Consider the following 23,090-nt stretch of genomic DNA (forward strand, 5'->3'; position numbering starts at 1 on the left):
CCCTTCCCCCGGACCCCCATCCCCTCTCCCTTCCTAAACTTTTTGTCGCCGCTTCGCGGGGAGTGAAGCGGAAAAGCCGACTTTTGCTCCGAGCTATTCAGCAAGAATATGGACTTTTAGTCCGCGACTTATCAAATACCCCACGCACCGCGGGGGTTGGAGGAATACCCTTTTCCTAGCAATAGTTCTTGCTAAGCAACTCATAGAATATTACATATTCTACAACATACTGAGTTGAATATTTTTTCTATAGTCCACAGTAATATTAAACATCAACGGAGAACAACAATGAAAGGATTTGATGAATTAGACAAGAAATTGAAACGGCTAGAAAACAACGCCAAACAAATGGACGGCACACGAGAGGTTAGCCTTGTCGAACTTTTCCCCTCAAATTTCATGAGTGAATACACTTCATTCGCTGACATTCAGGAATTCTTCGATTTCGTTGATATTGATCTAGAAAATGAGGAGCTTGGAGACAGTGAGGTACTCCAAACCGCAATTCGGGAACGCACCCAGTTTTCCAGTTGGCAGGAAATGCTCGAACAAGCGACAGTAACTTATGTAGAAAAACAATTGCTCAAGGGCATGTAACAGTTCCAAACTTACTATCATCTTCTCCCCTGTCCTTGTAAGGATGCGACGAAAAAGAAAACCGCCGAATATCGGTGGGGGGGCAATCATTTATTGCTCTCAGCAATAAGAAGGTCCACACCTATCCTGAACGTATCGTTCCTGTTCTTCCTTTTTCCCAAAACACCCTCCTCCGCGATTTCGGGCGGAAAAAACGGCGCACTTCCTCTCGCGAAGAAGCACGCCGTTCGATCCGTTTTTTCCGCCCGAAATCGCACACCGGCACGGCGGGAGGCGGTCAACCCCGAGCCTTCCGCCGCCACCGCACGCATCCGAGCGCAGCGAGGCGATGGGGGTCCAGGGGGCCTTGCTCCCTGGCGGGTGCAGGGCAGCGCCCTGCCCGTCGGAGACGCCCGCCCGGCGAGGGCCCGCCGGAGGCCTCCCTTACTCTGCCTGCTTCGGCCAGCTGGCCTCGTCGAGCAGGAACAGGATGTTCTTGTACGGCACCTTGCCGTGCAGGGACAGGCCGATCTCGCAGGTACGCGAGGTGGAGTAGCCGATGGTGCAGCCGTCGAGTTGCTTACGCAGGTCCTTGAGCGCGTTTTCGTTCAGTTCCGGGTAGTTGAAGCCGCGGTCTCCGGCGAAGCCGCAGCAGAAGACCTCCTCGGGCACAACCACTTCGCGGGCGCATTGGCGGGCCAGGGCCTCCATGGGCTCGGCCAGCCCCATCTTGCGCGACGAGCAGGTGACGTGCAGGGCGACCTTGCGGTTGACCGGGGTGAACTCCAGCTTGTCGGCCAGGAACTGGACGGCGAACTCCACGGGCTCGTAGAGCGTGAGGCCCTTGATGTGCTCCTTCATGCGGTAGAGGCACGGGCTGGTGTCGCAGAGGATGGGCAGCTCGCCGCCATTGCTGGCCGCGCGCAGGGCGCATTCGAGTTCCTGGAGCTTGGCGTCGCCCTGGGTGATGAATCCCTTGGATTCCCAGGGCTGGCCGCAGCACAGCCGGGTCATGTCGGCCGGGTAGATCACTTCGTAGCCAGCCTTAGCCAGCAGGCTCAGGGTGCGGTCGCGGATGGCGGTCTTGTCCGGATCGTGCTTTTCCGGGCCCATGTGCCGGGCCACGCAGCTGGGGAAGTAGACCACGCGGTTGCCGGTGGCCGGGGTGGTCAGGCGCGCGGGCGTGGCGGCGCGGGGCATGGAGGTGTTCCAGCGGGGAATGCGCTTGCCGGTGCCCTTGTGCAGGCCGTTCGCCACGGCGTCCATGGCGCGGTCGCCGAGCACGTCCTGGGCGGCTCCGGCCACGCGCAGGGCCCCGGAGACCGCGTGGATGGTCATGGCGGTGGTGTTGGCGGCGAAGGAGGCCACCGCGTTGTCCCAGCGGCCATGGCCCCAGGAGCGGTACTGCTTGATGAACTTGCCGGTGTCGATGGACACGGGACAGCGCGTGCCGCACAGGCCGTCGGCCGCGCAGGTGGCCTCGCCGTCGTAGTCGTAGCTGTCGTGGAAGGCCCGCTTGGTTTCGGCCGCGTCGCCCGCCTGTTCCTGGCGGGAGATTTCGCGGTAGGCGACGATGCGCTGGCGCGGGGTCAAAGTCAGGGTGCGCGACGGACAGACAGGCTCGCAGAAGCCGCACTCGATGCAACGGTCGATCATGTCGTCGGCCACGGGCAGGGGCTTGAGGTCCTTGAGGTGCGCGCGCGGGTCGTCGTTGATGATCACGCCGGGGTTGAGCAGTCCCCTGGGGTCGAAGAGCGTCTTGATCTCGCGCATGAGGGCGAAGGCGTCGCGGCCCCACTCCAGCTCCACGAAGTGGGCCATGTTCCGGCCGGTGCCGTGCTCGGCCTTGAGCGAGCCGTGGTACTTGTTGGCGACCATGTCGGTGACGTCGTTCAGGAACGCCTCGTAGCGGTCGATTTCGGACTGGGCGTTGAAGTCCTGGGTGAAGACGAAGTGCAGGTTGCCCTCCAGTGCGTGGCCGAAAATGATCGCCTTGTCGTAGCCGTGTTTGCGGAAGAGTTCCTGGAGGTCCAGGGCGCCGTCGGCCAGGGACTCGATGGGGAAGGCCACGTCCTCGATGATGACCGTGGTGCCCGCCTCGCGCACCGCGCCCACGGCCGGGAAGAGGCCCTTGCGCACGTTCCACAGCTTGCCGAACTCGGCCGGGACGTCCGTGAACGTGTGCGGTTCGAGCGGCTCGATGTCCTTGATGATCTCCTTGACGTTTTCGATCTTCTTTTGCAGCTCGTCGGCGGACCCGGCGCGGACCTCGACCAGCAGGGCGCAGGCGTCCGGGCCGAGCTTGTCGAGCCCCTCGGGCATGCCCGGCTTGTCCTGGACCGAGGCGATGGACGCGCGGTCCATGATCTCGGCGGCGGACACGGCCCCGCCGCGCACGGCGGTGGCGGCCCGGCAGGCCGAGCGCACGTCCGGGAAGCGCATCAGGGCCGAGGCCTTGTGCGGGTGTTCGACCACGGTGTTGTAGACGACCTTGGAGATGAACGCGAGGGTCCCTTCGCTGCCCACCAGGAGGTGTTGCAGGATCTCGAACGGGTCCTCGAAATCCACGATGGCGTTGAGGCTGTAGCCGGTGGTGTTCTTGATCTTGAACTTGTGGCGGATGCGCTCGGCCAGGGTCGGGTTTTCCAAAACCTTAGCACGCATCTCGGCCAGGCCGTCCAGGATGTGCTTGTGGCTCTGGGCGAAGGCGTTGCGGCTGGCCGGGTCGCCGGTGTCGAGCGGGGTGCCGTCCACCAGGACCAGGCGCATGGAGTGCAGGGTCTTGTATGAGTTCTCGGCCACGCCGCAGCACATGCCCGAGGCGTTGTTGGCCACGATGCCGCCGATCTTGCAGGTGTCGATGGACGCCGGGTCCGGGCCGATCTTCTTGCCGTGCGGGGCCAGGTACTTGTTGGCCTGGCTGCCGATGATGCCCGGCTCCAGCTCGATCTTGGCCGCGTCGTCGAAGATGCGGTAGTGCCGCCAGCCGTCGCCCAGGCGGACCAGCACCGAGTCGCTGATGGCCTGGCCGGACAGGCTGGTGCCCGCCGCGCGGAAGGTCACGGGCACCTGGTGGGCGTTGACCACGGCCAGGATGCGGACCACCTCGTCCTCGCTGTCCGTGTCGACCACGATCTTGGGGATGAGCCGGTAGAAGCTGGCGTCCGTGCCGTAGGCCAGGGTGCGCAGGGGGTCGGTATAGACCCGGTTCTTGGGCAGGAAGGCCAGCAATTCCTTATAGATGTCGTCATAGGGGGCGATCAGCATTCAGCATCTCCTTGGTATGAAAGCCGGGCCGGACGGGCCCGAGGAGCAAACCTACCATGATTATTCTTACCAAAACAAGCACGAGCCATTATTTTCCCGGCCGTCACGCTAAAGGAACGTTCCGGAACCACCACGCGCCGAAGGCGCATAAATGGGATGCAAGGGTGCGAACCCTATCGCTGCTGTCGCCATCTCTAAAGCTCGAAGACTCGCTAAGAGCTGCCGCTGCCCGCCGACAAATCCGCAGGACAGCGGATTTGGACGCCGGGCTTCCCGGCGCCCCGAAGGGGTGAGCCCCAGGACGGGGCGAATCAAGGCGAAGTCACCTGACAAACGCCGCGTAGCGGCCTTCAATCCCTGATTTCAGCCCGAAAAAAAGACCCCGGCCGAAACCGGGGCCCCTGAGTTGTCGTGATGCGGGAGGGCGATCAGCGCAGCTGGCGGAAGACCTCCACGGCCTCGGCGGGCGGCGGGGTCTCCATGCGCCGGTAGCGGCTGCCGTCGCTGGTCCGCTCGACCATGTGATGGTCGGCCAACTCGCGGCGCAGCAGGGCGTGGTCCTCGAACAGGTGCTGCTGTTCGAGCAGTTCGCTGATCTCGCACTCGTTGTAATCGCGGCGCGGCGCGATGCGGGACCACATGACCCACAGGCAGAGCAGCCGCTCGGAGTACTTCTTGGGCCAGCGCGTCAGATAGCCCTGCTCGTCGAACAGGCGGACCACCTTCTTGACGCGCTTGAGGTTGACCTCGTCGGTCCGCGTCTCGGGCGGCTCTACGGCCTGCCGGGCGTCGAACTCGGCCTTGAAGTGCTGGAAGTTGCGGAAGCCCGTGGCCTTGACGAGGAGATTGAGCATCTCGACGTGGCCGGGCACGGTTTCGGCATCCTGGAGCTTGCGCCGCAGGGTCTGCGCCAGTGCGGAGACATCCCCCGCGTAAAAGGGCATGGGAACTTTGGACATGACATATCCTCGCTTGCGCGCCTGTCGCGGATAAGGGACTGCCGGTGGTCGCCGACTTCCGACCCGGCACGCTGCAAGGTGTCGAATGGAAAGGATATGATGGCAGGTTTAGCTCCCCGGAAAGGGGCGGCGACGCCTGGGTGAACTGCCGACCAGGGCCGTGTATACGCGGAATCGATACGGCGCGCAAGAGGGGGGCTGCCTGGGCTTTTTTGGGGAAAAGACAGGTGGGGATGCCGCTGCGCGGCGTTTGTCGGGTGATTTCGCCTCCGGCGGGCAAGGGTTCGCACCCTTGCATCCCGTTTTTGCGCCTTCGGCGCGGGTTTTTCCGCTTCGCGAGGGGATGGGTTTCCTAGTTCGCCTCGCCCTCCTGCTCCCTTTTCAGGACCGGGCAGCACATGCTCAGGGGTTCGAAGGTCTCGGTCTCGCGCATGTAGCTGAGCAGCTGGCCCGACTCCATCTCGAAGTACCAGCCGTGCAGGCTGAGCTTGCCCTGGTCCACCCGCTCCCTGATCCAGGGGAAGGTCATCAGGTTGCGCACCGAGCGCAGGATGCCCGCCATCTCGCAGGCGGTGCAGGACTTCTTGTTGACCTCGCCGAAGTGGTCCACGACCTCGTCGCGCACCGGGCTCATGACCGACAGCCACTTGTACAGGAACTCGGTGTGCCGGACCTTGTCGTCGTGCATCAACGCGTCGATGCCGCCGCACAGGGAGTGGCCGAGCACGATGAGGTGCTCCACCTTGAGGACCTTGACCGCGTACTCGATGGCCGAGGACACGCCGTGGAAGCCCTCGTCGCTCTCGTACGGCGGGACGATGTTGGCCACGTTGCGGACCACGAAGATGTCGCCCGGCTCGCACTGCATGATGAACGACGGGTCGGTGCGCGAATCGCTGCACGCGATGACCATGGTGGTCGGGTTCTGCCCCTTGAGCAGGATCTCGAACGGGGCGTCCTCGCGGCTGAAATACTCTTTTCGGAAATTCCGGAAACCGGCGATGAACTTCTGTATGTCTTTCATGGGACGTTTCACCTCTTGGTATGTGGGCGGGAACCCTGGCCCCCGCTTTTTTCCAAGTAGATGATTTCCCTACGGGAGGCAATGCGCTGCACACCCTCCTGGCAGGGAAAATCCGCGCAAAAAAAGGGCGTCGCCCTCGGCCGACGCCCCCCGAAACGTCCAGTCCGGCGACCCGGCCTAGTCGTACGCCTTGCGCATGGCCTCGTCCGCCAGGGCAGGGGCCAGGACGGTCAGCCATTGCTCGCCGTCCCAGGAGCCCAGCGAGGTATGGGTGGTGAAGTAATTCTGCGGGATGGGATGGGTGCCGACCACCACCTCGATCCCGTAGCGGCCTTCCAGGAATTTCTTGAAGGTCTCGATGTGCGGGCACGGGGGATAGCCCACCAGCAGGCCGGTGGCCAGGTGGATGACCTGGACCCCGTTCTTGACCATCTCGTCGCCCAGGTATTCCACGTTGCCGCCGGGACAGCCCGCGCAGGTGGTGTAGCCGACCAGTTGCACGTCCCGCCCTTCATAACGGGAGAACGCGCCTTCACGATTATTCAGCGCACGCAGGCACTTGCCCCCGGCGCAACGCCGGTAGCGGTCGCAGATGACGATGCCGATCTTGGTTGGATTGCTCATGGCAACTCCTTCGGCCGGTGCCTCCGGCCAGGGTTTCGGACAGGACTCCGCCAGGAGAAAGGGGAAATATCGTCATGGAAGGGACTATTCGACCAGTTTGACCCCGGCCCGCTCGGCCACGCCGCGCACGTGCTTTTCCATGGCCCGGTGGGCCTCGGCCGAACGCCCGGCCCGGATGTGGTCCATGATCTCCTCGTGCTCGCGCACCGTGTCGTACACGCTGTCGTCCAGGACCAGCGGCAGGGTCTGACTCTCGAAGAATATGCCCAGAAACGGGGTGATGGCCTCGGTGAAGAACCGGTTGTTGGCCGCTTCGATCATGTGGGAATGGAAGGCGAAATCGAGCCGGGAGAACTCGGCCAGGTCCCGGGCCTCCAGGGCCGTGCGCATGGCCGCCACGACCACGCCCATGTCGTGCTTCTGGGCCGCCGTGGCGTTGACCGCCACCAGCCCGGCGATGGACGGTTCGATGGCGTAGCGGAACTGGTACATCTGGGACTCGCGGCCGGACAGGGCCGAGGGATCGGCCATCGCGCGGGGCGCGCCCACGGGCGAGCCCAGCGGCGCGCCGTCCACCAGGAACGCGCCCTTGCCGGGCTTGATCTCCACCCGGCCCATGGTCTCCAGGGCCACCAGGGCCTCGCGCACGGTCGGCCTGCTGAAGCCCAGCTCCTCGGCCAGGGTCCGCTGGGAGGGCAACTGGAATCCGCCGGGCCAGCCGTTCCTGGCGATCATCGTCTGAATGCTCTCAACCGCCTCGTCCGACCGTGACATGCGACCTGCCCCCTTTGCGTATGCTCCGCTCATATCCTTAATCGACCTTTTCTGTACAGGAAACGACATTCTCGTTCCGGCCGGACGCTCCGGCCAACTGGTCTTACCAGCTCACATTCCGATCTAAACCACAGCCCGCCGCTTTTTGTCCACTTATTTTTTTGAGGCCACATTTTTGTATGTTTTTTGCCTTATTTTTACTAATTTGTAAATTCAAGAAGATTTTTTAAAAGAATTACTTTTAACATTGACAATATCCGCAATATGTACCACCAAGGTTTTACCGGTCTGACCTGATGGTCAAAACGGTTTACCACTGAACGCTTTCAACCGGAGAGAAGAGAGAGATGAACACCGTAATCCGCACCTGCCGCTCGTTGGCCCTGGGGCTGGCGCTGGCCGTGGTCCTGCTGGCCGGTCCGGCCGGCGCTGCCGACAACGCCCTCACCCGCATCAAGGCATCCGGCGTGCTCAAGGTCGCCGTTCCCCAGGACTTCCCGCCGTTCGGCTCCGTGGGCCCGGACATGCAGCCCATCGGCTACGACATCGACATGGCCCGGCTGATCGCCTCCAAGCTCGGCGTCAAGACCGAGCTGGTCCCGGTGACCAGCACCAACCGCATCCCTTACCTGACCACCGGCAAGGTGGACCTGGTCATCTCCTCGCTGGGCAAGAACCCCAAGCGCGCGGCGGTGATCGACTTCTCCGAGGCCTATGCGCCCTTCTTCAACGGCGTGTTCGGCACGGCCGACGAAAAGGTCGGCGGCGCGGCGGACCTGGCCGACAAGACCGTGGCCGTGACCCGCGGCTCCATCGAGGACCTGGAGCTGACCAAGATCGCGCCCGAGTCCACGACCATCAAGCGGTTCGAGGACAACAGCTCGACCATCTCCGCCTACCAGTCCGGCCAGGTGGACCTGGTCGCCACCGGCAACGTGGTGGCCGCCTCCATCAACGACAAGAAGCCGGCCAAGCCGCTGCTGACCAAGTTCATGATCAAGAATTCGCCCTGCTACGTGGGCCTGAACAAGGAAGAGCCCGCGCTCACGGCCGAGGTCAACGCCATCATCGAAGCCGCCAAGAAGGACGGCTCCCTCGGGGCCATCGCCGAGAAGTGGCTGCACAACCCCCTGCCCGCGAACCTGTAAGCGATCCACGGGGCGGGAGGGCCATCCTCCCGCCCCGCCAAGGCCCAGCATGTCGTACCAGTTTTCCATAGAGCCCATCCTGAACAACTGGCCGTTGTTCGTCGAAGGGGCGTTCTCCACCCTCCTGCTGACCGTGCTCGGTTCGGCCGTGGGCATCGCGGCCGGAATCCTGGGGGCCGTCTCCCGGGCCTGGCGGCTGCGCTTCCTCTGCCCGGTCTACACGGTCTACGTGGAGTGCGTGCGCAACACGCCCTTCCTGGTCCAGCTCTATTTCATCTTCTTCGGCCTGCCCGCCATGGGCGTCAGGCTGAACGGCTGGGAGGCCTCGTTCCTGGCCATGGCCCTGAACCTCGGGGCCTACTCCACCGAGATCATCCGGGCGGGCGTCATGTCCATCCCGCGCGGCCAGATCGAGGCGGCCGAGTCCCTGGCGCTGAGCCGTGTGCAGACCTTCCGCTTCGTCATCCTGCGGCCCGCGCTCAAGAACGTCTGGCCCGCCCTGTGCAGCCAGATCATCATCGTCATGCTCGGCTCGTCCGTGTGCTCCCAGGTGGCGGCCCAGGAGCTGACCTACGTGGCCAACCTGCTCCAGTCCCGGACCTTCCGGGCGTTCGAGATCTACGCCTTCAGCACGCTCATGTACCTGCTGCTGGCGATCCTGGTCCGGCGCGCCCTCCACGCCCTCGGGCACCGGTTCATCGATGGGAGGCGGGCATGATCGAGTTCACCCTCTGGGACATCGTCCGCCACCTGCTCACGGGCGCGGCCTGGACCGTCGGGCTGTCGCTGCTCGCCTTCGCCTCGGGCGGACTGGTCGGGCTGATGATCCTGGTCGCGCGCATCTCGCCCCGGCCGCTCGGCTCCCGGCTGGCCAAGGGGTACATCGAATTTTTCCAGGACACCCCGCTGCTCATGCAGCTCTTCCTGATCTTCTTCGGCATCGGCCTGCTCGGCTTCGACATCTCGCCGTTCCTGACCGCGGCGCTGGGCCTGACGCTGTTCACCAGCGCCTACCTGGCCGAGATCTGGCGCGGCTGCGTCGAGTCCATCGCCAGGGGGCAGTGGGAGGCCGGGGAGAGCCTGGCCCTGACCCGCTGGCAGCAGATGCGCTTCGTCATCCTGCCCCAGGCCCTGCGCATCGCCGTGCCGCCGACCGTGGGGTTCTCGGTCCAGGTGGTCAAGGGCACCGCCGTCACCTCGATCATCGGCTTCATGGAAATCACCAAGACCGGGTCCATGATCTCCAACGCGACCTTCCGCCCGCTGCTCGTCTACGGGCTGGTGGCCGCAGGCTATTTCATCATCTGCTTCCCGCTGTCGGCCCTGGCCCGGCGGGTGGAAAGGAGGCTCCATGGCGCTTGTAGCCGCTGAGGGCATTCACAAGAGTTTCGGGAACAACGAAGTGCTCAAGGGCGTCGACCTCAGGGTCGGCGAGGGCGAGGTCGTGGCCATCATCGGCCGCAGCGGGTCCGGCAAGTCCACCCTGCTGCGCATCCTCAACGGTCTGGAGACCTTCGACGACGGCATCCTGATCATCGACGGCGACCGCCGCACCGGCATGGAGCGCGACCTCCGCGACCTGCGCCTCAAGGTGGGCATGGTCTTCCAGCAGTTCAACCTCTTCCCCCACCTGACGGCCGGGGAGAACGTCATGCTCGCCCCCCGGCAGGTCAAGAAGGTCGCCAAGGCCGAGGCCGCCGACCTGGCCCGCGAGATGCTCGACAGGGTCGGCCTGGGCGACAGGTTCGACGCCTACCCGGACCAGCTCTCCGGCGGCCAGCAGCAGCGCGTGGCCATCGCCCGGTCCCTGGCCATGCAGCCCAAGGTGCTGCTCTGCGACGAGATCACCTCGGCGCTCGACCCCGAACTGGTGGGCGAGGTCCTGGAGGTGGTCCGGCGGCTGGCCGAGGCGGGCATGACCCTGATCATGGTCACCCACGAGATGCGCTTCGCCCGCGAGGTCGGCGACAAGGTCGTCTTCATGCACCAGGGCAAGGTCCACGAGCAGGGCGACCCCAGGGCGCTCTTCGCCGCCCCGTCCACCCCGGAGCTGGCTTCGTTCATCCGGGCCATCGACTGATCCCACGCGGGACGACGGACGCATCGGGGACCTCGGCGAACGGCAACCAGGCACAAACACTGAAACAACGGCGAACCATCATGGCTGACATCGGAAGAGTGGAACTGTCCGCAGTGGGCAAGTATTACGGCGAGGTCGAGGCGCTCAAGAACATCGAACTGACCGTCCGGGCGGGCGAGTACTGCTGCCTGCTGGGGCCCAGCGGATGCGGCAAATCCACGGCCGTGCGCATGATCTCCGGGCACGAGGACGTGACCAGCGGGGACATCCTCCTGGACGGCCGGAACATCACCAACGAGCCGCCCGCCAAGCGCAAGACCGCGCTCATGTTCCAGAACTACGCCCTGTTCCCGCACCTGTCCTGCGTGGACAACGTGGCCTTCAGCCTGAAGCTCAAGGGCGTGGCCAAGAAGAGCCGCCGCGCCCAGGCCATGGAATACCTCGAACTGGTGCACATGGCCGGGTTCGCCAAGGTCAAACCGGACCAGCTCTCGGGCGGCCAGCAGCAGCGCGTGGCCCTGGCCCGCGCCCTGATCACCAAGCCCTCGGCCATCCTCCTGGACGAGCCCCTGTCCGCCCTGGACCCGTTCCTGCGCGTGCAGATGCGCAAGGAGCTCAAGAACATCCAGGAAGAGCTGCGCATGACCTTCATCCACGTGACCCACTCCCAGGAGGAGGCCTTCGCCCTGGCCGACAAGGTCGTGGTCATGGCCCACGGCGGCATCCAGCAGGCGGGGACCCCGCGCCAGGTCTTCCAGTCCCCGGTCTCGCCCTTCGTGGCCGGGTTCATCGGCGGCCACAACATCTTCGAGGGCGAATTCGAGGTCCAGGCCGAAGGGCACATGCTCACCGTCGAAGGGGCCCGCGCCGAGCGCTGCTGCGACCTGCCCAACCTCAAGGGCTCCGGGACCTACGGCTTTTCCGTGCGCACCGACCGCGTCCGCCTGGCGGGCGAGGGCCGGGCCGACACGGACGTGACCCTGCCAGCGACCATCACCATGGCCGAATACCAGGGCACCCACGTGGTCCTGCACTGCGAAACCGAATCGGGCCGGACCGTCCAGGTCTGCGAGCCCGACGACCGATATTTTGCCGACACGCCCGCACCCGGGGATCGGGTTACCCTGGGCTGGGACTGTGCCGACATGAACGTCTTCCCCTCTCAAGGCGGGAAAGGCGACAATCAGTAACCGACACAGGAGAGAGAGTCATGGTCAAGGAAACGAAGAAAGACGGCAAGATGAGCCGCAGGAGCTTCCTGGGCAAGGCGGCGGTCGCCACCGCCGCCGTGGCGGCGGCGCCGGTCATCACGGGCTTCCCCACGGTCTGGGCGCAGAACATCAAGAACATCAAGCTGCGCCAGTTCGGCACGGGCACGGCCAGCGTCAACGCCATCGCGGAGAAGGTCAAGGCGGACCTCGGGTTCACCATCGAGATGACCGCGCTGGATTCCGACGCGGTGGTCCAGCGCGCGGTGACCCAGCCCAAGTCCTACGACATCGCGGACATCGAGTACTGGGTCTGCAAGAAGGTGTACCCCAGCGGCGTGATCCAGCCCATGGACACCTCCAAGATCAAGCTCTACGACAAGATTTCGCCGCTCTTCAAGACCGGCCAGCTGACCCCGGGCGCGAAGATCGCGCAGGGCACGGCCCCGCACACCGTGGGCTTCGTCGAAAAGAACGAGGACACCGCCTTCGCCAAGCGCGAGACCCAGTGGATGACCCTGATCCCGACCATCTACAACGCCGACACCCTGGGCATCCGCCCGGACCTGGTGGGCCGCCCCATCACCAACTGGCGCGACATCATGGACCCGGCCTTCAAGGGCAAGACCTCCATCCTGAACATCCCGTCCATCGGCATCATGGACGCGGCCATGATCTGCGAGTCCATGGGCGTCATCAAGTACGGCGACAAGGGCAACATGACCCGCGCCGAGATCGACAAGACCATCGACGTGCTCAAGAAAGCCAAGGCGGACGGCCAGTTCCGCGCCTTCTGGAAGTCCTTCGACGAGTCCGTCAACCTGATGTCCTCGGGCGAGGTCGTCATCCAGTCCATGTGGTCCCCGGCCGTGGCCGCGGTCCGCGCCAAGGGCATCCCGTGCAAGTACCAGCCGCTGGAAGAGGGCTACCGCGCCTGGGGCGGCGGCCTGGGCATCGCCCGCCACCTGTCCGGCCTGGAGCTCGAGGCCGCCTACGAGTACTTCAACTGGTACATCTCCGGCTGGGCCGGCGCCTACCTCAACCGCCAGGGCTACTACAGCGCGGCTCCGGAAACCTCCAGGCAGTACATGTCCGAAAACGAATGGGGCTACTGGATGGAAGGCAAGGCCGCCAGCGCCGACATCGTCAGCCCCGAGGGCGTGACCATGGAGAAGAAGGGCGCGATCCGCGACGGCGGCTCCTACGACGAGCGCATGGGCCACGTGGCCTGCTGGAACTCGGTCATGGACGAAAACAAGTACATGATCCGCAAGTGGAACGAGTTCATCGCCTCCTAGAACGGAATCAACGCGGCGGCTCCCCGGCCTACCGGGGAGCCGCCGAAACACGGGCCGCAACATGACGCAATCCCGCACTTCATATTTCCAGGCGTTTCCGCTGCTGACCATCATGCTGGTCTTCCTGGTCATCCCGACCCTGATGATCGTGGTGGTCAGCTTCTGGGACTACAACGCCTTCTCGATCATCCCGGACTTCATCTGGGACAACTACGATTTCCTGCTGACCTCGCCGGTCACCTGGCGGGCCTACGCCACGACCTTCTTCTACGCCGTGACCTCCTGGGCCCTGACCCTGGCCATCGGCTTCACGGTGGCCTACTACATGGCCTTCCACCTGCGCACCACCAAGGTCCAGACCATCTGCTTCCTGCTGGCGACCATCCCGTTCCTGACGTCCAACATCATCCGCATGATCTCGTGGATTCCCCTGCTCGGGCGCAACGGGCTGGTCAACCAGGCGCTGCTGTCCATGGGGCTCATCGACAACCCGCTGGAGTTCCTGCTCTATTCCGATTTTTCGGTCATCCTGGCCTTTGTCCACCTGTACACCCTGTTCATGGTCGTGCCCATCTTCAACTCCATGATGCGCATCGACCGCAAGCTCATCGAGGCGGCCATCGACGCCGGGGCCTCGCCCGTCCAGGTCCTGACCCAGGTGATCATCCCCCTGTCCAAGTCCGGCATCACCATCGGGACCATCTTCGTCTTCACCCTGGTCATGGGCGACTTCATCACCGTGCGCCTCATGTCCGGCGGGCTGTCCGCCTCGGTGGGCGTGCTCATCTACAACGAGATCACCCTGTTGCAGTATCCGGCGGCGGCCGCCGGGGCCGTGACCCTGCTGCTCACGGTCCTGATGATGCTCGCCATCCTCTTCCGTTTCGCCAACATCCGCGAAGACCTCTAAGGAACCAGGGAGCGCATCATGAACACCACCGGCAAACGGCCGAAGAGCTTCTACTTCCTGACAGCCTTCTTCGCCCTGTTCATCCTCTTCCTGTACGGGCCCACCCTGACCATCGGCATATTGTCCTTCCAGGGGCCGTCCGGCGGGCTGACCTTCCCCATGAACGGCGTGTCCCTGCACTGGTACTTCAGGCTGTTCGAAACGCAGGCCGTGGGCGACTTCGGCGGGTCCCTGTCCCGCTCCCTGCTCCTGGCCCTGGCGGTCATGGTCACCACCGTGGTCATCTCGCTCTCGGCGGGCATGGCCTTCCGCAAGAAGTTCCGGGGCAGCGGCCTGCTCTTCTACCTGACCATCGTCAGCCTGATCATTCCGTCCATCCTCATCAGCCTGGGCATCGGCCTGCTCTTCAACCAGGCGGGCATCGAGCCCACCTGGTACGGCTCGGCGTTTGGCGCGCACCTGACCTGGACCCTGCCCTTCGGGCTGCTGATCATGTTCGCGGTCTTCAACCGGTTCGACAAATCCTTCGAGGCCGCGGCCACGGACATGTGCGCCACCCCGTTCCAGACCCTGCGCTTCGTGGTCATCCCCCTGATCCTGCCGAGCCTGGTGGGCGTGGGGCTGTTCGGCTTCACCCTGTCCTACGACGAGTTCGCCCGCACGATCATGACCTCGGGCTCGCAGAACACCCTGCCGCTGGAGATCTTCGGCATGACCACCAACGTGACCACGCCCGTGCTCTACGCGCTCGGCACCCTGACCACGCTCATCTCGTTCGCGGCCATCGTGGGCACCCTGGCCGCCCTCCATCTGCTCAAGGGCCGCCGCAACCGCATCCAGGCCGGTTAGGAGAATCCCCATGCGCATCCTGCTCATCAATCCCAATTCCAGCCCGGCCATGACCCGGACCATCGCGGACGCGGGCAAGGCCGTGGCCGCGCCCGGTACCGAAATCGTCGGCATCTGCCCGCCCGGCGCGCCCCTGTCCATCGAGGGCCACTCGGACGGCGTGCTGGCCGCCTTCCACACCCTGAAGCTGGTGGACGAGAGCGGCCCGGCGGACGGGTACGTCCTGGCCTGCTTCGACGACACGGGCGTGGACGCCCTGCGCGAACGGGTCGCCGGACCAACGCTCGGCATCGGCGAGGCCGCCATGCACGCGGCCGCCATGCTGGCCTGCCGCTTTTCCATCCTGACCTCCCTGGAACGATCCGTGCCCATCCTGGAGGACAACGCTGCCCGCTACGGGCTGGCCGCCCGCTGCCGGGGCGTGCACGCCGCCGAGCTGCCGGTCCTGGCCTTCGAGGACGGCGACTCCGCTTACGCGGTCCTGCGCGACGCGGCCCGCGAGGTCCTGGCCAAGGACCGCTCCGACGCCCTGGTCCTGGGCTGCGGCGGCATGGCCCACCTGGCCCCGCGCCTGGCCGGGGAGCTGGGCCTGCCCGTGGTCGAGGGCGTGGCCTGCGCGGTCAAATTCGTGGAATCGCTCGCCTCCCTGGGGCTTGCGACGAGCAAGGCCGGAGGGTACGCCTACCCCCTGGCGAAAACGCCCCTATCCAATGGAGAACAACATGTTTGATCTCGTGCTCGAAAACGTCCGCCTGGTCCTCGAGGACGCCACCCGCGACTGCGTGGTCGGCATCAGGGGCGGCGAGGTCGCCCGCATCGACGGGCCCGGCACACGCCTTGAGGGCAGACAGGTCCTCGACTGCGCGGGCAAGCTGGTCATGCCCGGCTTCATCGACCTGCACGTGCATTTCAACGAGCCGGGGCTGACCCGGCGCGAGGACTATTTCACCGGCTCCTCCTCGGCCGCCGCCGGGGGCGTGACCCTGTTCGCGGACATGCCCCTGTCCAATGAGCCGTACACCCTCTCCGAAGCGGATGTGCGCGACAAGTTCGAGCGCGCGGCCAGGGGCTCGGTGGTGGACTACGCCATCTGGGCCGGACTGGTGGAGGACAACGTGGGCCGGATGGCCCCCATGGCCGAAGCCGGGGCCTACGGCTTCAAGATGTTCACCTGCGACGCCGGGGACGGCTTCCCCATGCCCGAGCCCGACACCATGCGGCGCGGTTTCGCCGAGGCGCACCGGCTCGGCTCGTTCGTGGGCGTGCACTGCGAGGACCAGGCGGTCATGGACCGCATCGCGGCCGAAGACCATGGGGACGAAGACGACATTTCCCGCTTCCTGGCCGTCCACTGCCCCGAGGCCGAGATCGAGGCCACCAAGCATGTCATCGGCCTGAGCGAGGAGACCGGCGCGCACCTGCACGTCTGCCACGCCAGCCTGCCCGAGGTGGTGGACCTGGTCGGCGAGGCCAGGGGGCGCGGCGTCCCGGTCTCCGTGGAAACCTGCCCGCAGTACCTGCTCTGCACCACGGACGACCTGCGCAGCATCGGCGGGCGGCTCAAGTGCACCCCGCCCGTGCGCTCGGCGGCTGACGTGGAGGGCATGTGGCGGCGCATCGAGGACGGGGCCGTGGACTTCATCGGCACGGACCACTCGCCCGCCGAGACCTTCGAGAAGGAGCGCGACTCCTTCGACCAGTGCTGGGGCGGCATCAACGGGGTCCAGTTCCTCTTCCCCCTGCTCCACACCGAGGGCGTGGTCCGGCGGGGGCTCTCCCCCGAGCTCCTGGTCCGGCTGTACAGCGCCGCCCCCGCGCGGTTCATCGGTCAATATCCGCGCAAGGGCACCCTCGAAGTGGACAGCGAGGCGACTTTCGTGATCTTCGACCCCGAGGTCCAGTGGACCATCCGGGCCGAGGATCTCCTGACCAAGCACCGACAGACCCCCTATGCCGGGATGTCCTGCACGGGCCGCGTGGAACAGACGTGGCTGCGGGGCGAGATGGTCTGCCGATTCGATTCCGATACGGGCACACACCGGCTGACCGGCTGCGCCGGTTCCGGCAGACCCGTGACTCCCGTGAACAACAAAGGAAAATAACCATGGCGACATTGAAAACCGACCCCGCGCGGCTTGAACGGTTCCTGACCGAGATCGCCGCCTTCGGGGCCACGAAAAACGGCGGCGTGACCCGCCTGGCCCTGAGCGACGAGGACCGGGACGCCCGCAACCAACTCAAGGAATGGTTCGAGGCCGCGGGCTGCGAGACCAAAATCGACCGCATGGGCAACATGTTCTTTGCCCGGCCGGGCAGGAACCGCGCCCTGCCGCCGGTCCTGACCGGCTCCCACTGCGACTCCCAGCCCCAGGGCGGCCGTTTCGACGGCATCCTCGGCATCATAGGCGGGCTGGAGGCGGTCTGCGCCCTGAACGACGCGGGCGTGACCCTTGAGCGCGACCTGATCGTGGTCAACTGGACCAACGAGGAAGGCAGCCGCTTCACCCCGGGCACCACCGGCTCCGGCGTGTTCGCGGGCAAGCTCGACCGCGAGGCCATGTACGGGTTGACCGACCGCGAGGGGCTGACCTTCGGCGGGGAGCTCGAGCGCATCGGCTACAAGGGCGCGGAGGACTTCGACCCCAGGCCGCTGCACGCCAACTTCGAGTACCACATCGAGCAGGGCCCGGTCCTGGAGCGCCGGGGCAAGACCATCGGCGTGCCCAAGGGCATCGTCTGCCTGCGCTGGTACGACGTGGACATCACCGGCGTGCCCAACCACGCGGGCCCCACGCCCATGAACGAGCGCAAGGACGCGGTCTACGCCTTCGCCCGCATGGCCTCGGAGATCTTCGAGATCGGCCTGGCCTCGGACAACGTGGTGGCCACCGTGGGCGAGGTCCATCCCTCACCCAACTCGCGCAACGTCATCGCCGGGAACCTCCACTTCACCATCGACGTGCGCGGCTGGGACGAGACCGAGACCGACCGCGTCTGCGCGGACATCGAGAAGGCCATCCACACCCACGCCGAGGTCACCGGGACCACCGTGGACATCCGCAGGACCTGGGAGGTGGAGCGTGCGCCCTTCAACCCGGGCCTTGTCTCCATGATCCGCGAGACCGCCGGGGAGCTGGGCCTGCCCGCCCTGGACATGGTCTCGGGAGCGTCCCACGACACCGTGTACATCAACCAGTTCGCGCCCAGCGCCATGATCTTCGTGCCCAGTATCGGCGGACGGAGCCATGCCGAGGTGGAGGAGACTTCCTGGGCGGACTGCGCGGCCGGAGCCGACGTGCTCCTGAACTGCATCATCAAGACCTGCAACGACCCGGAAGGCGTGGAATACGCCTAGGCGTCCCCCGCACCGGACAAGACGGCAGCGAAAAAAGGAACAACCATGAGCGACATCGAATTCGAGAAAATCTACCGCGACGAAGACGTGGACCTGTCCGTGCTGGACGGCAGGACCGTGGCCATCATCGGCTACGGCAGCCAGGGCCGCGCCCAATCCATGAACATGCGCGAATCCGGCGTGAACATCATCGTGGGCGCGGGCGACCGCACCCGCCACTCCAGCTGGGACAAGGCCGAGGCCGACGGCTTTGCGGTCTACTCCATCGAGGAGGCCGTGGACAAGGCGGACATCGTCCACATCCTGCTCCAGGACCCGGCCCAGCCCTCCGTCTACTACGAATCCATCCACAAGCACCTGCGGCCCGGCCAGACCCTGAGCTTCGCCCACGGCTTCGCCATCCTCTACGGGACCATCAAGCCGCCCAAGGACGTGGACGTGGTCCTGTTCGTGCCCAACGGCCCCGGCCCGGTCACCCGCCAGAAGTACAAGGACGGCTCCGGCATCTGGGGCTGCGTGTCCGTGGACCAGGACGTCAGCGGCCAGGCCAGGGAGACCGCCCTGGCCATCTCCAAGGCCGTGGGCTCCACCCGCGTGGGCGTGGTCGACATGACCTTCCAGCACGAGACCGAGGGCGACAACTACGAGGAACAGGTCCTGTACGGCGGGACCATCCACCTCATGCGGACCATGTTCAACATCATGGTCAAGAACGGCTACCCCCGCTCGTTTGCCTACGCCAAGGCGATCCGCTCCATCCGCTCGATCATCGACGACATCGACGCCGTGGGCATCGAGTTCTACCTGACCTCCCGGGCCAGCCGGACCTGCGAGTTCGCCGTGCGCCACAGCGGCCCGCGCGTGATCAACGAGCAGGCCATGGAGGAGATCTTCGAGGAGACCGAGCGCGGCATCTTCGCCCGCAACTGGCTCCAGGAGTTCTCCCTGGGCATGCCCACCCTGAACCGCATGCGCCGCACCTGGGCGGATTCGGACATGGAAAAGACCGGAAAAATCTGGCGCGAAAAGTTCGGAAAGTAGTACACCCCCCTACACCGGGGCGCGGGGGGAACGACCTCTCCTCCGCGTCCCGGCCATGAACCAAGCAGGCCGAACGCAACAAGGACAACCACCATGCCTTATCCCGAAGGCTTTCTGAAAAACCGCTCCGAGTACGTACCCGGCAAGTACGCGGTCATCACCACCGAGGGCCGGGTCTTCAACGTCATCCCCGGCATCGAGGGCTGCGCCCTGTCCATCGTGGCCTCGCCCAAGCTCGGGGCCAACTTCGTGCAGATGGTCGGCACCGTGTCCACCAAGGGCAAAACGACCATGCCCTACGGCCAGGCCGAGAACATAGAGACCCTGCTCTTCGTCATGTCCGGCGAAGGCTCGCTTACGGCCACCGTGGACGGCAAGGCCGCGACCCTGACCTCGGGCGGCTACATCTACGCGCCCCCGGGCAAGGGGCTGTCCTTCGCCTCCACGGGCGACGCCCCGGTGGAGATCCTGCTCTACAAGCAGCGCTTCATCCCCCACCCGGACCCGGCGGTCCAGGCCCCGTGGACGGTCACCGGCTCCATCCGCGACATCGACGAGAGCCTGTACGACTCCATGGAGAACGTCTTCGTGCGCGACCTGCTGCCCGTGGACCAGGCCTTTGACATGAACTTCCACACCCTGGCCTTCCTGCCCGGCGGCTGCCACCCGTTCGTGGAGACCCACGTGCAGGAGCACGGCATGTACATCTACCAGGGCGAAGGGCTCTACCTGCTCGACGAGAAATGGCTGCCGGTCGAGTCCGGCGACTTCATCTGGATCGCCCCGTTCTGCAAGCAGGCGTGCTACGGCATCGGACGCGAGCGCATGGAGTACATCTACTCCAAGGACTGCCACCGCGACGAGGCCATCTGACCCGAACCCCGCTCCTCTTTGGGGCCGTGCGGCGCAGCGTGCGTCGCGCGGCCTTTTCGCGTTCCCGGACGGGAAAACTCCGCGCGCCCCTCTTTACGGCACGCCCCGTGCAAGGTAGTGGGACCTGCAAAGAACCCGAGCAAAAGGATGGGTCACGCCATGGAAACCACAATCCGCCGCATCGCCTGCGTCGCCTCGAAAACCTCCGCCGCACGGGAGCGGCTCGCCGTGCTGGAGGAGCGCTACCCGCTGGTCCCCATCGACGAGGCCGACGCCCTGGTGGCCCTGGGCGGCGACGGGTTCATGCTCCGCACCGTGCACGAGTTCCTGGACCGGGACCTGCCCATCTACGGCATGAACTGCGGGACCATCGGCTTTCTGCTCAACCAGTACAACCCGGACAACCTCATCGAGCGGATCAACGCGGCCCAGGAGCATCTCCTGAACCCGCTGGCCATGACCGCCACGACCATCGGCGGCGAACGCATCTCGGCCCTGGCCTTCAACGAGGTGGCCATGCTGCGCACCTCCCAGCAGTCGGCCCACATCCGGCTGTTCATCAACGGCCGCAAGCGGCTGGACAACCTGGTCTGCGACGGGATCATGGTCGCCACCCCGGCGGGCTCCACGGCCTACAACCTGTCCGCCCACGGCCCGATCATCCCGCTGGGCTCCAACGTCATGGCCCTGACCCCCATCTGCCCCTTCCGGCCACGGCGCTGGAACGGGGCCCTGCTGCCCAACACCGCGGACGTGGAGTTCGACATTCTTTGGCCGGGGCTGCGGCCGGTCAGCGCCACCGCCGACTTTCTCGAGGTGCGCGACGTGGCCCACATCCTGGTCCACGAGGACCACACGCACCCGGCGCGCATCCTCTTCGCCCCGGACCACTCCCTGGAGGAGCGCATCTTCAACGAGCAGTTCATCCACTGACGACGCCATGCCCGCCAACGGAAACAACCGCATACTCGCAGCCGTCCTGACCGGCGGGCTCTTCACCTCCCTAGGGGTGGGGCTGTTCGCCTTCACCATCCCGCTGCTCAGCCTGGACGAGCGGGTCAGCGGCGCGTGGCTGGGCACCGCCTTCGCCGGGTACTACCTGGCCAAGCTCCTGGTCTCGCCCCTGTCCGGCATGGCCGCCGACCGCTTCGGGCCGAGGCCGGTCCTGGTCCTGGCCTCGGCCGCGGGCTGCATCATCCCCCTGGCCTATTTCCTGTCCCCCGGCCTGACCGCCCTGTACGCGGTGCAGGTGTCCATGGGCATCGTCACCGGCCTGGTCCGGCCCGTGGGGCTGGCCGCCCTGGGCGGCTCGGCCAGCGGTCCGGCCCTGTCCCGCCGGTTCGCGGCCCACGCCGCCCTGTTCAACGCGGCCGCCTTTGCCGGACCCATCCTCGGCAGCCTGCTCTACACCACCGGGGTCATGGGGCCGGTCCTGATCGGCCTGTCCGCCTGCCTGGGGCTGGCCCTGGCCGCCACCTTCCTGCTCATGCCGGGCGAGGCGACCACCAGCCGTCCGCACTCGCCCACGGCCGAGCCGGTCCGGTCGAAGGGCCGCGCCGCCTCCCTGCTCCTGGCCATCGGCGGGCGCAGCCTGGGCATCGGGCTGACCACCGCCTTCTATCCCATCGTCCTGGCCGACGTGCTCGGCCGACACGGGCCGGTCGTCGCGGCCACCTTCGCCGCGCCGGGGCTGGCCACCTTCCTGGGGCTGCTGCTCACCGGGCGGTTCGGCAACAAGAGCCCGGACACGGACCGCGTGGTCCTGGGCATGCTCGTCAGCGCCGGGGCGCTCTACGCCCTGGGCGAATGCCGGATGCTCTGGCAATTCGCCACCTTCGGCGTGCTCCTCGGCCTGGGCGCGGCCCTGTCCATCCCGGCCTCCATGTTCTTCGCCTCGAGCCTGAGCCGCAGGCAGGGCGCGGTCTTCGGCGCGGCCAACCTGGCCTCCGGGCTCGGCTTCCTGCTGGGGCCGCTGCTCGGCGGGGCCGTGGTCCACACCCTACACTCCCCGGTGCCGGGCCTGAAGATCGCGGGCCTGATCGGCGCGCTCTGCTGCCTGCCCCTGCTGGCCTACGTCTTCCGCGACCAGTTCCACTGGGGGCGCGGCATGGCCTGGACCGCCACCGGGCTGGCCGCCGGGGTCCTCGGCCTGCTACTGGCCTTCAGCCTGTCGCCCACACTGCGCATGGAAGCCCACGAGGACGGCCTCTACCGCTTCACCGACGTGGCCATGGGCACCGTGGTCAAGCTGACCATCGAGGCCCCGAGCCGCAAGTCCGCCGAGCTGGCGGCCCGCCGGACCATGACCGCCATGCGCTCCCTGCAGCAGGACTTCGACCACCGCAACCCGCGCGGCTCCATCGGCCGGATCAACCGCGCGGCCGGGCACGCCTGGGTCAAGGTCACGCCGCGCGCCTTCGCCCTGCTCGACCGGGCGCTCAAGTCCAGCGCGGCCACCGGCGGGGTCTTCGACCCGACCGTGGGGGCCCTGACCACCTCGCCCTTCTACTACGCCATGGACGAGTCCGTGGCCCGGGCCAAGTCCGGGTTGGTGGACTACCGCATGGTCCTCATGGACCCGCCCGGCGGCCGGGTGCGGCTCAAGAAGGAGGGCATGGCGCTCGACCTCGGCGGCATCGCCAAGGGGGCCATCGTGGACGAGGCCGCGGCCCTGCTGCAAAAGCACGGCGTGAAGTCCGGCATCGTCGAGGCGGGCGGCGACTTCCGTTGCTTCGGCGACCGCGACTGGCACGTGGGCGTCCGCCACCCGCGCAACGACGCCGTGTTCCAGACCATCACCATCCGCGACAAGGGCGTGTGCGGCTCGGGCGACTACCGCCAGTTCGTCTCCCCGGACAGGAAGGGCGGCCCCATCGAGCGCCACCACATCATCGACCCCGCGACCATGGACTCGGCCCACAAGTCCATCGGCGTGACGGTCATCGCGGACACCGCCGAACTGGCCGACGCCCTGGCCACCACCCTGTTCATCATGGGCCCGGCCAAGGGCGCGCCCTTCCTCAGGAAATACTCGCCCAGCAGCGCCTGCATCTGGTTTCTGCCCGACCGGACCGTGGCCTACACCGACAATTTCCCGCACTGAT

General features: G+C 65.9%; 21 protein-coding genes. 16 read left to right on the plus strand and 5 right to left on the minus strand.

Annotation, left to right across the window (positions count from 1 at the left end; all coding sequences use genetic code 11):
• Positions 1-288 precede the first annotated feature (288 nt).
• Entirely contained in the window at positions 289-597 is a 309-nt protein-coding gene (locus tag AB6M95_RS10610) for a hypothetical protein (protein ID WP_371386722.1), read from the plus strand.
• A gap of 423 nt (positions 598-1,020) precedes the next feature.
• Here AB6M95_RS10610 and AB6M95_RS10615 read toward each other — a convergent pair whose 3' ends face one another.
• The 5 genes from AB6M95_RS10615 to AB6M95_RS10635 form a co-directional block, all read right to left on the minus strand.
• A complete protein-coding gene (locus tag AB6M95_RS10615) occupies positions 1,021-3,843 on the minus strand; it encodes an FAD-binding and (Fe-S)-binding domain-containing protein (RefSeq protein ID WP_371386723.1) in 2,823 nt (940 codons plus the stop codon).
• Positions 3,844-4,271: 428 nt separating this feature from the next.
• Complete coding sequence (locus AB6M95_RS10620) at positions 4,272-4,802, minus strand: DUF2087 domain-containing protein (RefSeq protein ID WP_371386724.1); 531 nt, start codon at positions 4,800-4,802, stop codon at positions 4,272-4,274.
• 352 nt (positions 4,803-5,154) lie between these two features.
• On the minus strand, positions 5,155-5,826 hold the full coding sequence (locus AB6M95_RS10625) for a carbonic anhydrase (RefSeq protein WP_371386725.1): 672 nt from the start codon (positions 5,824-5,826) through the stop codon (positions 5,155-5,157).
• Positions 5,827-6,003: 177 nt separating this feature from the next.
• Positions 6,004-6,450 (minus strand): CGGC domain-containing protein, encoded by a 447-nt coding sequence (locus AB6M95_RS10630; RefSeq protein WP_371386726.1) that lies wholly within the window; start codon positions 6,448-6,450, stop codon positions 6,004-6,006.
• A gap of 84 nt (positions 6,451-6,534) precedes the next feature.
• Complete coding sequence (locus AB6M95_RS10635; RefSeq protein WP_371386727.1) at positions 6,535-7,224, minus strand: FadR/GntR family transcriptional regulator; 690 nt, start codon at positions 7,222-7,224, stop codon at positions 6,535-6,537.
• A gap of 347 nt (positions 7,225-7,571) precedes the next feature.
• Here AB6M95_RS10635 and AB6M95_RS10640 point away from each other — a divergent pair, with 347 nt between their 5' ends.
• The 15 genes from AB6M95_RS10640 to AB6M95_RS10710 all read left to right on the plus strand — a co-directional run bounded on the left by AB6M95_RS10640 (position 7,572) and on the right by AB6M95_RS10710 (position 23,089).
• Complete coding sequence (locus tag AB6M95_RS10640) at positions 7,572-8,372, plus strand: transporter substrate-binding domain-containing protein (RefSeq protein WP_371386728.1); 801 nt, start codon at positions 7,572-7,574, stop codon at positions 8,370-8,372.
• A 49-nt stretch (positions 8,373-8,421) separates the two neighbouring features.
• Positions 8,422-9,090: an amino acid ABC transporter permease gene (locus AB6M95_RS10645; RefSeq protein ID WP_371386729.1), complete on the plus strand. Its 669-nt coding sequence runs from the start codon at positions 8,422-8,424 to the stop codon at positions 9,088-9,090.
• Entirely contained in the window at positions 9,087-9,743 is a 657-nt protein-coding gene (locus tag AB6M95_RS10650; protein ID WP_371386730.1) for an amino acid ABC transporter permease, read from the plus strand. The genes AB6M95_RS10645 and AB6M95_RS10650 overlap by 4 nt, the downstream gene beginning before the upstream one ends.
• Entirely contained in the window at positions 9,724-10,452 is a 729-nt protein-coding gene (locus tag AB6M95_RS10655) for an amino acid ABC transporter ATP-binding protein (protein WP_371386731.1), read from the plus strand. Before AB6M95_RS10650 ends, AB6M95_RS10655 begins: the two co-directional genes overlap by 20 nt.
• Before the next feature lie 80 nt (positions 10,453-10,532).
• A complete protein-coding gene (locus tag AB6M95_RS10660) occupies positions 10,533-11,642 on the plus strand; it encodes an ABC transporter ATP-binding protein (RefSeq protein WP_371386732.1) in 1,110 nt (369 codons plus the stop codon).
• Positions 11,643-11,662: 20 nt separating this feature from the next.
• Positions 11,663-12,958, plus strand: a complete 1,296-nt coding sequence (locus AB6M95_RS10665) for an ABC transporter substrate-binding protein (protein ID WP_371386733.1) — start codon at positions 11,663-11,665, stop codon at positions 12,956-12,958.
• Positions 12,959-13,019: 61 nt separating this feature from the next.
• Positions 13,020-13,868: an ABC transporter permease gene (locus AB6M95_RS10670; RefSeq protein ID WP_371386734.1), complete on the plus strand. Its 849-nt coding sequence runs from the start codon at positions 13,020-13,022 to the stop codon at positions 13,866-13,868.
• Between the two features lie 18 nt (positions 13,869-13,886).
• Positions 13,887-14,717, plus strand: a complete 831-nt coding sequence (locus AB6M95_RS10675) for an ABC transporter permease (protein WP_371386735.1) — start codon at positions 13,887-13,889, stop codon at positions 14,715-14,717.
• A gap of 10 nt (positions 14,718-14,727) precedes the next feature.
• Positions 14,728-15,447, plus strand: coding sequence for an aspartate/glutamate racemase family protein (locus AB6M95_RS10680; RefSeq protein WP_371386736.1), 720 nt, complete (start codon positions 14,728-14,730; stop codon positions 15,445-15,447).
• Positions 15,440-16,819, plus strand: a complete 1,380-nt coding sequence (gene allB, locus AB6M95_RS10685) for an allantoinase AllB (protein WP_371386737.1) — start codon at positions 15,440-15,442, stop codon at positions 16,817-16,819. The genes AB6M95_RS10680 and allB overlap by 8 nt, the downstream gene beginning before the upstream one ends.
• A 2-nt stretch (positions 16,820-16,821) precedes the next feature.
• Positions 16,822-18,072 (plus strand): Zn-dependent hydrolase, encoded by a 1,251-nt coding sequence (locus AB6M95_RS10690; RefSeq protein WP_371386738.1) that lies wholly within the window; start codon positions 16,822-16,824, stop codon positions 18,070-18,072.
• A 45-nt stretch (positions 18,073-18,117) separates the two neighbouring features.
• Complete coding sequence (ilvC, locus tag AB6M95_RS10695) at positions 18,118-19,113, plus strand: ketol-acid reductoisomerase (RefSeq protein WP_371386739.1); 996 nt, start codon at positions 18,118-18,120, stop codon at positions 19,111-19,113.
• A gap of 93 nt (positions 19,114-19,206) precedes the next feature.
• Positions 19,207-19,986: a (S)-ureidoglycine aminohydrolase gene (allE, locus tag AB6M95_RS10700; protein ID WP_371386740.1), complete on the plus strand. Its 780-nt coding sequence runs from the start codon at positions 19,207-19,209 to the stop codon at positions 19,984-19,986.
• 159 nt (positions 19,987-20,145) lie between these two features.
• Positions 20,146-20,919 (plus strand): NAD kinase, encoded by a 774-nt coding sequence (locus AB6M95_RS10705; RefSeq protein WP_371386741.1) that lies wholly within the window; start codon positions 20,146-20,148, stop codon positions 20,917-20,919.
• A gap of 7 nt (positions 20,920-20,926) precedes the next feature.
• Positions 20,927-23,089 carry an MFS transporter gene (locus AB6M95_RS10710; protein ID WP_371386742.1) on the plus strand — a complete coding sequence of 721 codons (2,163 nt, stop codon included), beginning with the start codon at positions 20,927-20,929 and terminating at the stop codon, positions 23,087-23,089.
• Position 23,090: the final 1 nt, after the last annotated feature.

The sequence above is a fragment of the Pseudodesulfovibrio karagichevae genome (assembly GCF_041414475.1).
GTDB classification, from domain to species: Bacteria; Desulfobacterota; Desulfovibrionia; order Desulfovibrionales; family Desulfovibrionaceae; genus Pseudodesulfovibrio; species Pseudodesulfovibrio karagichevae.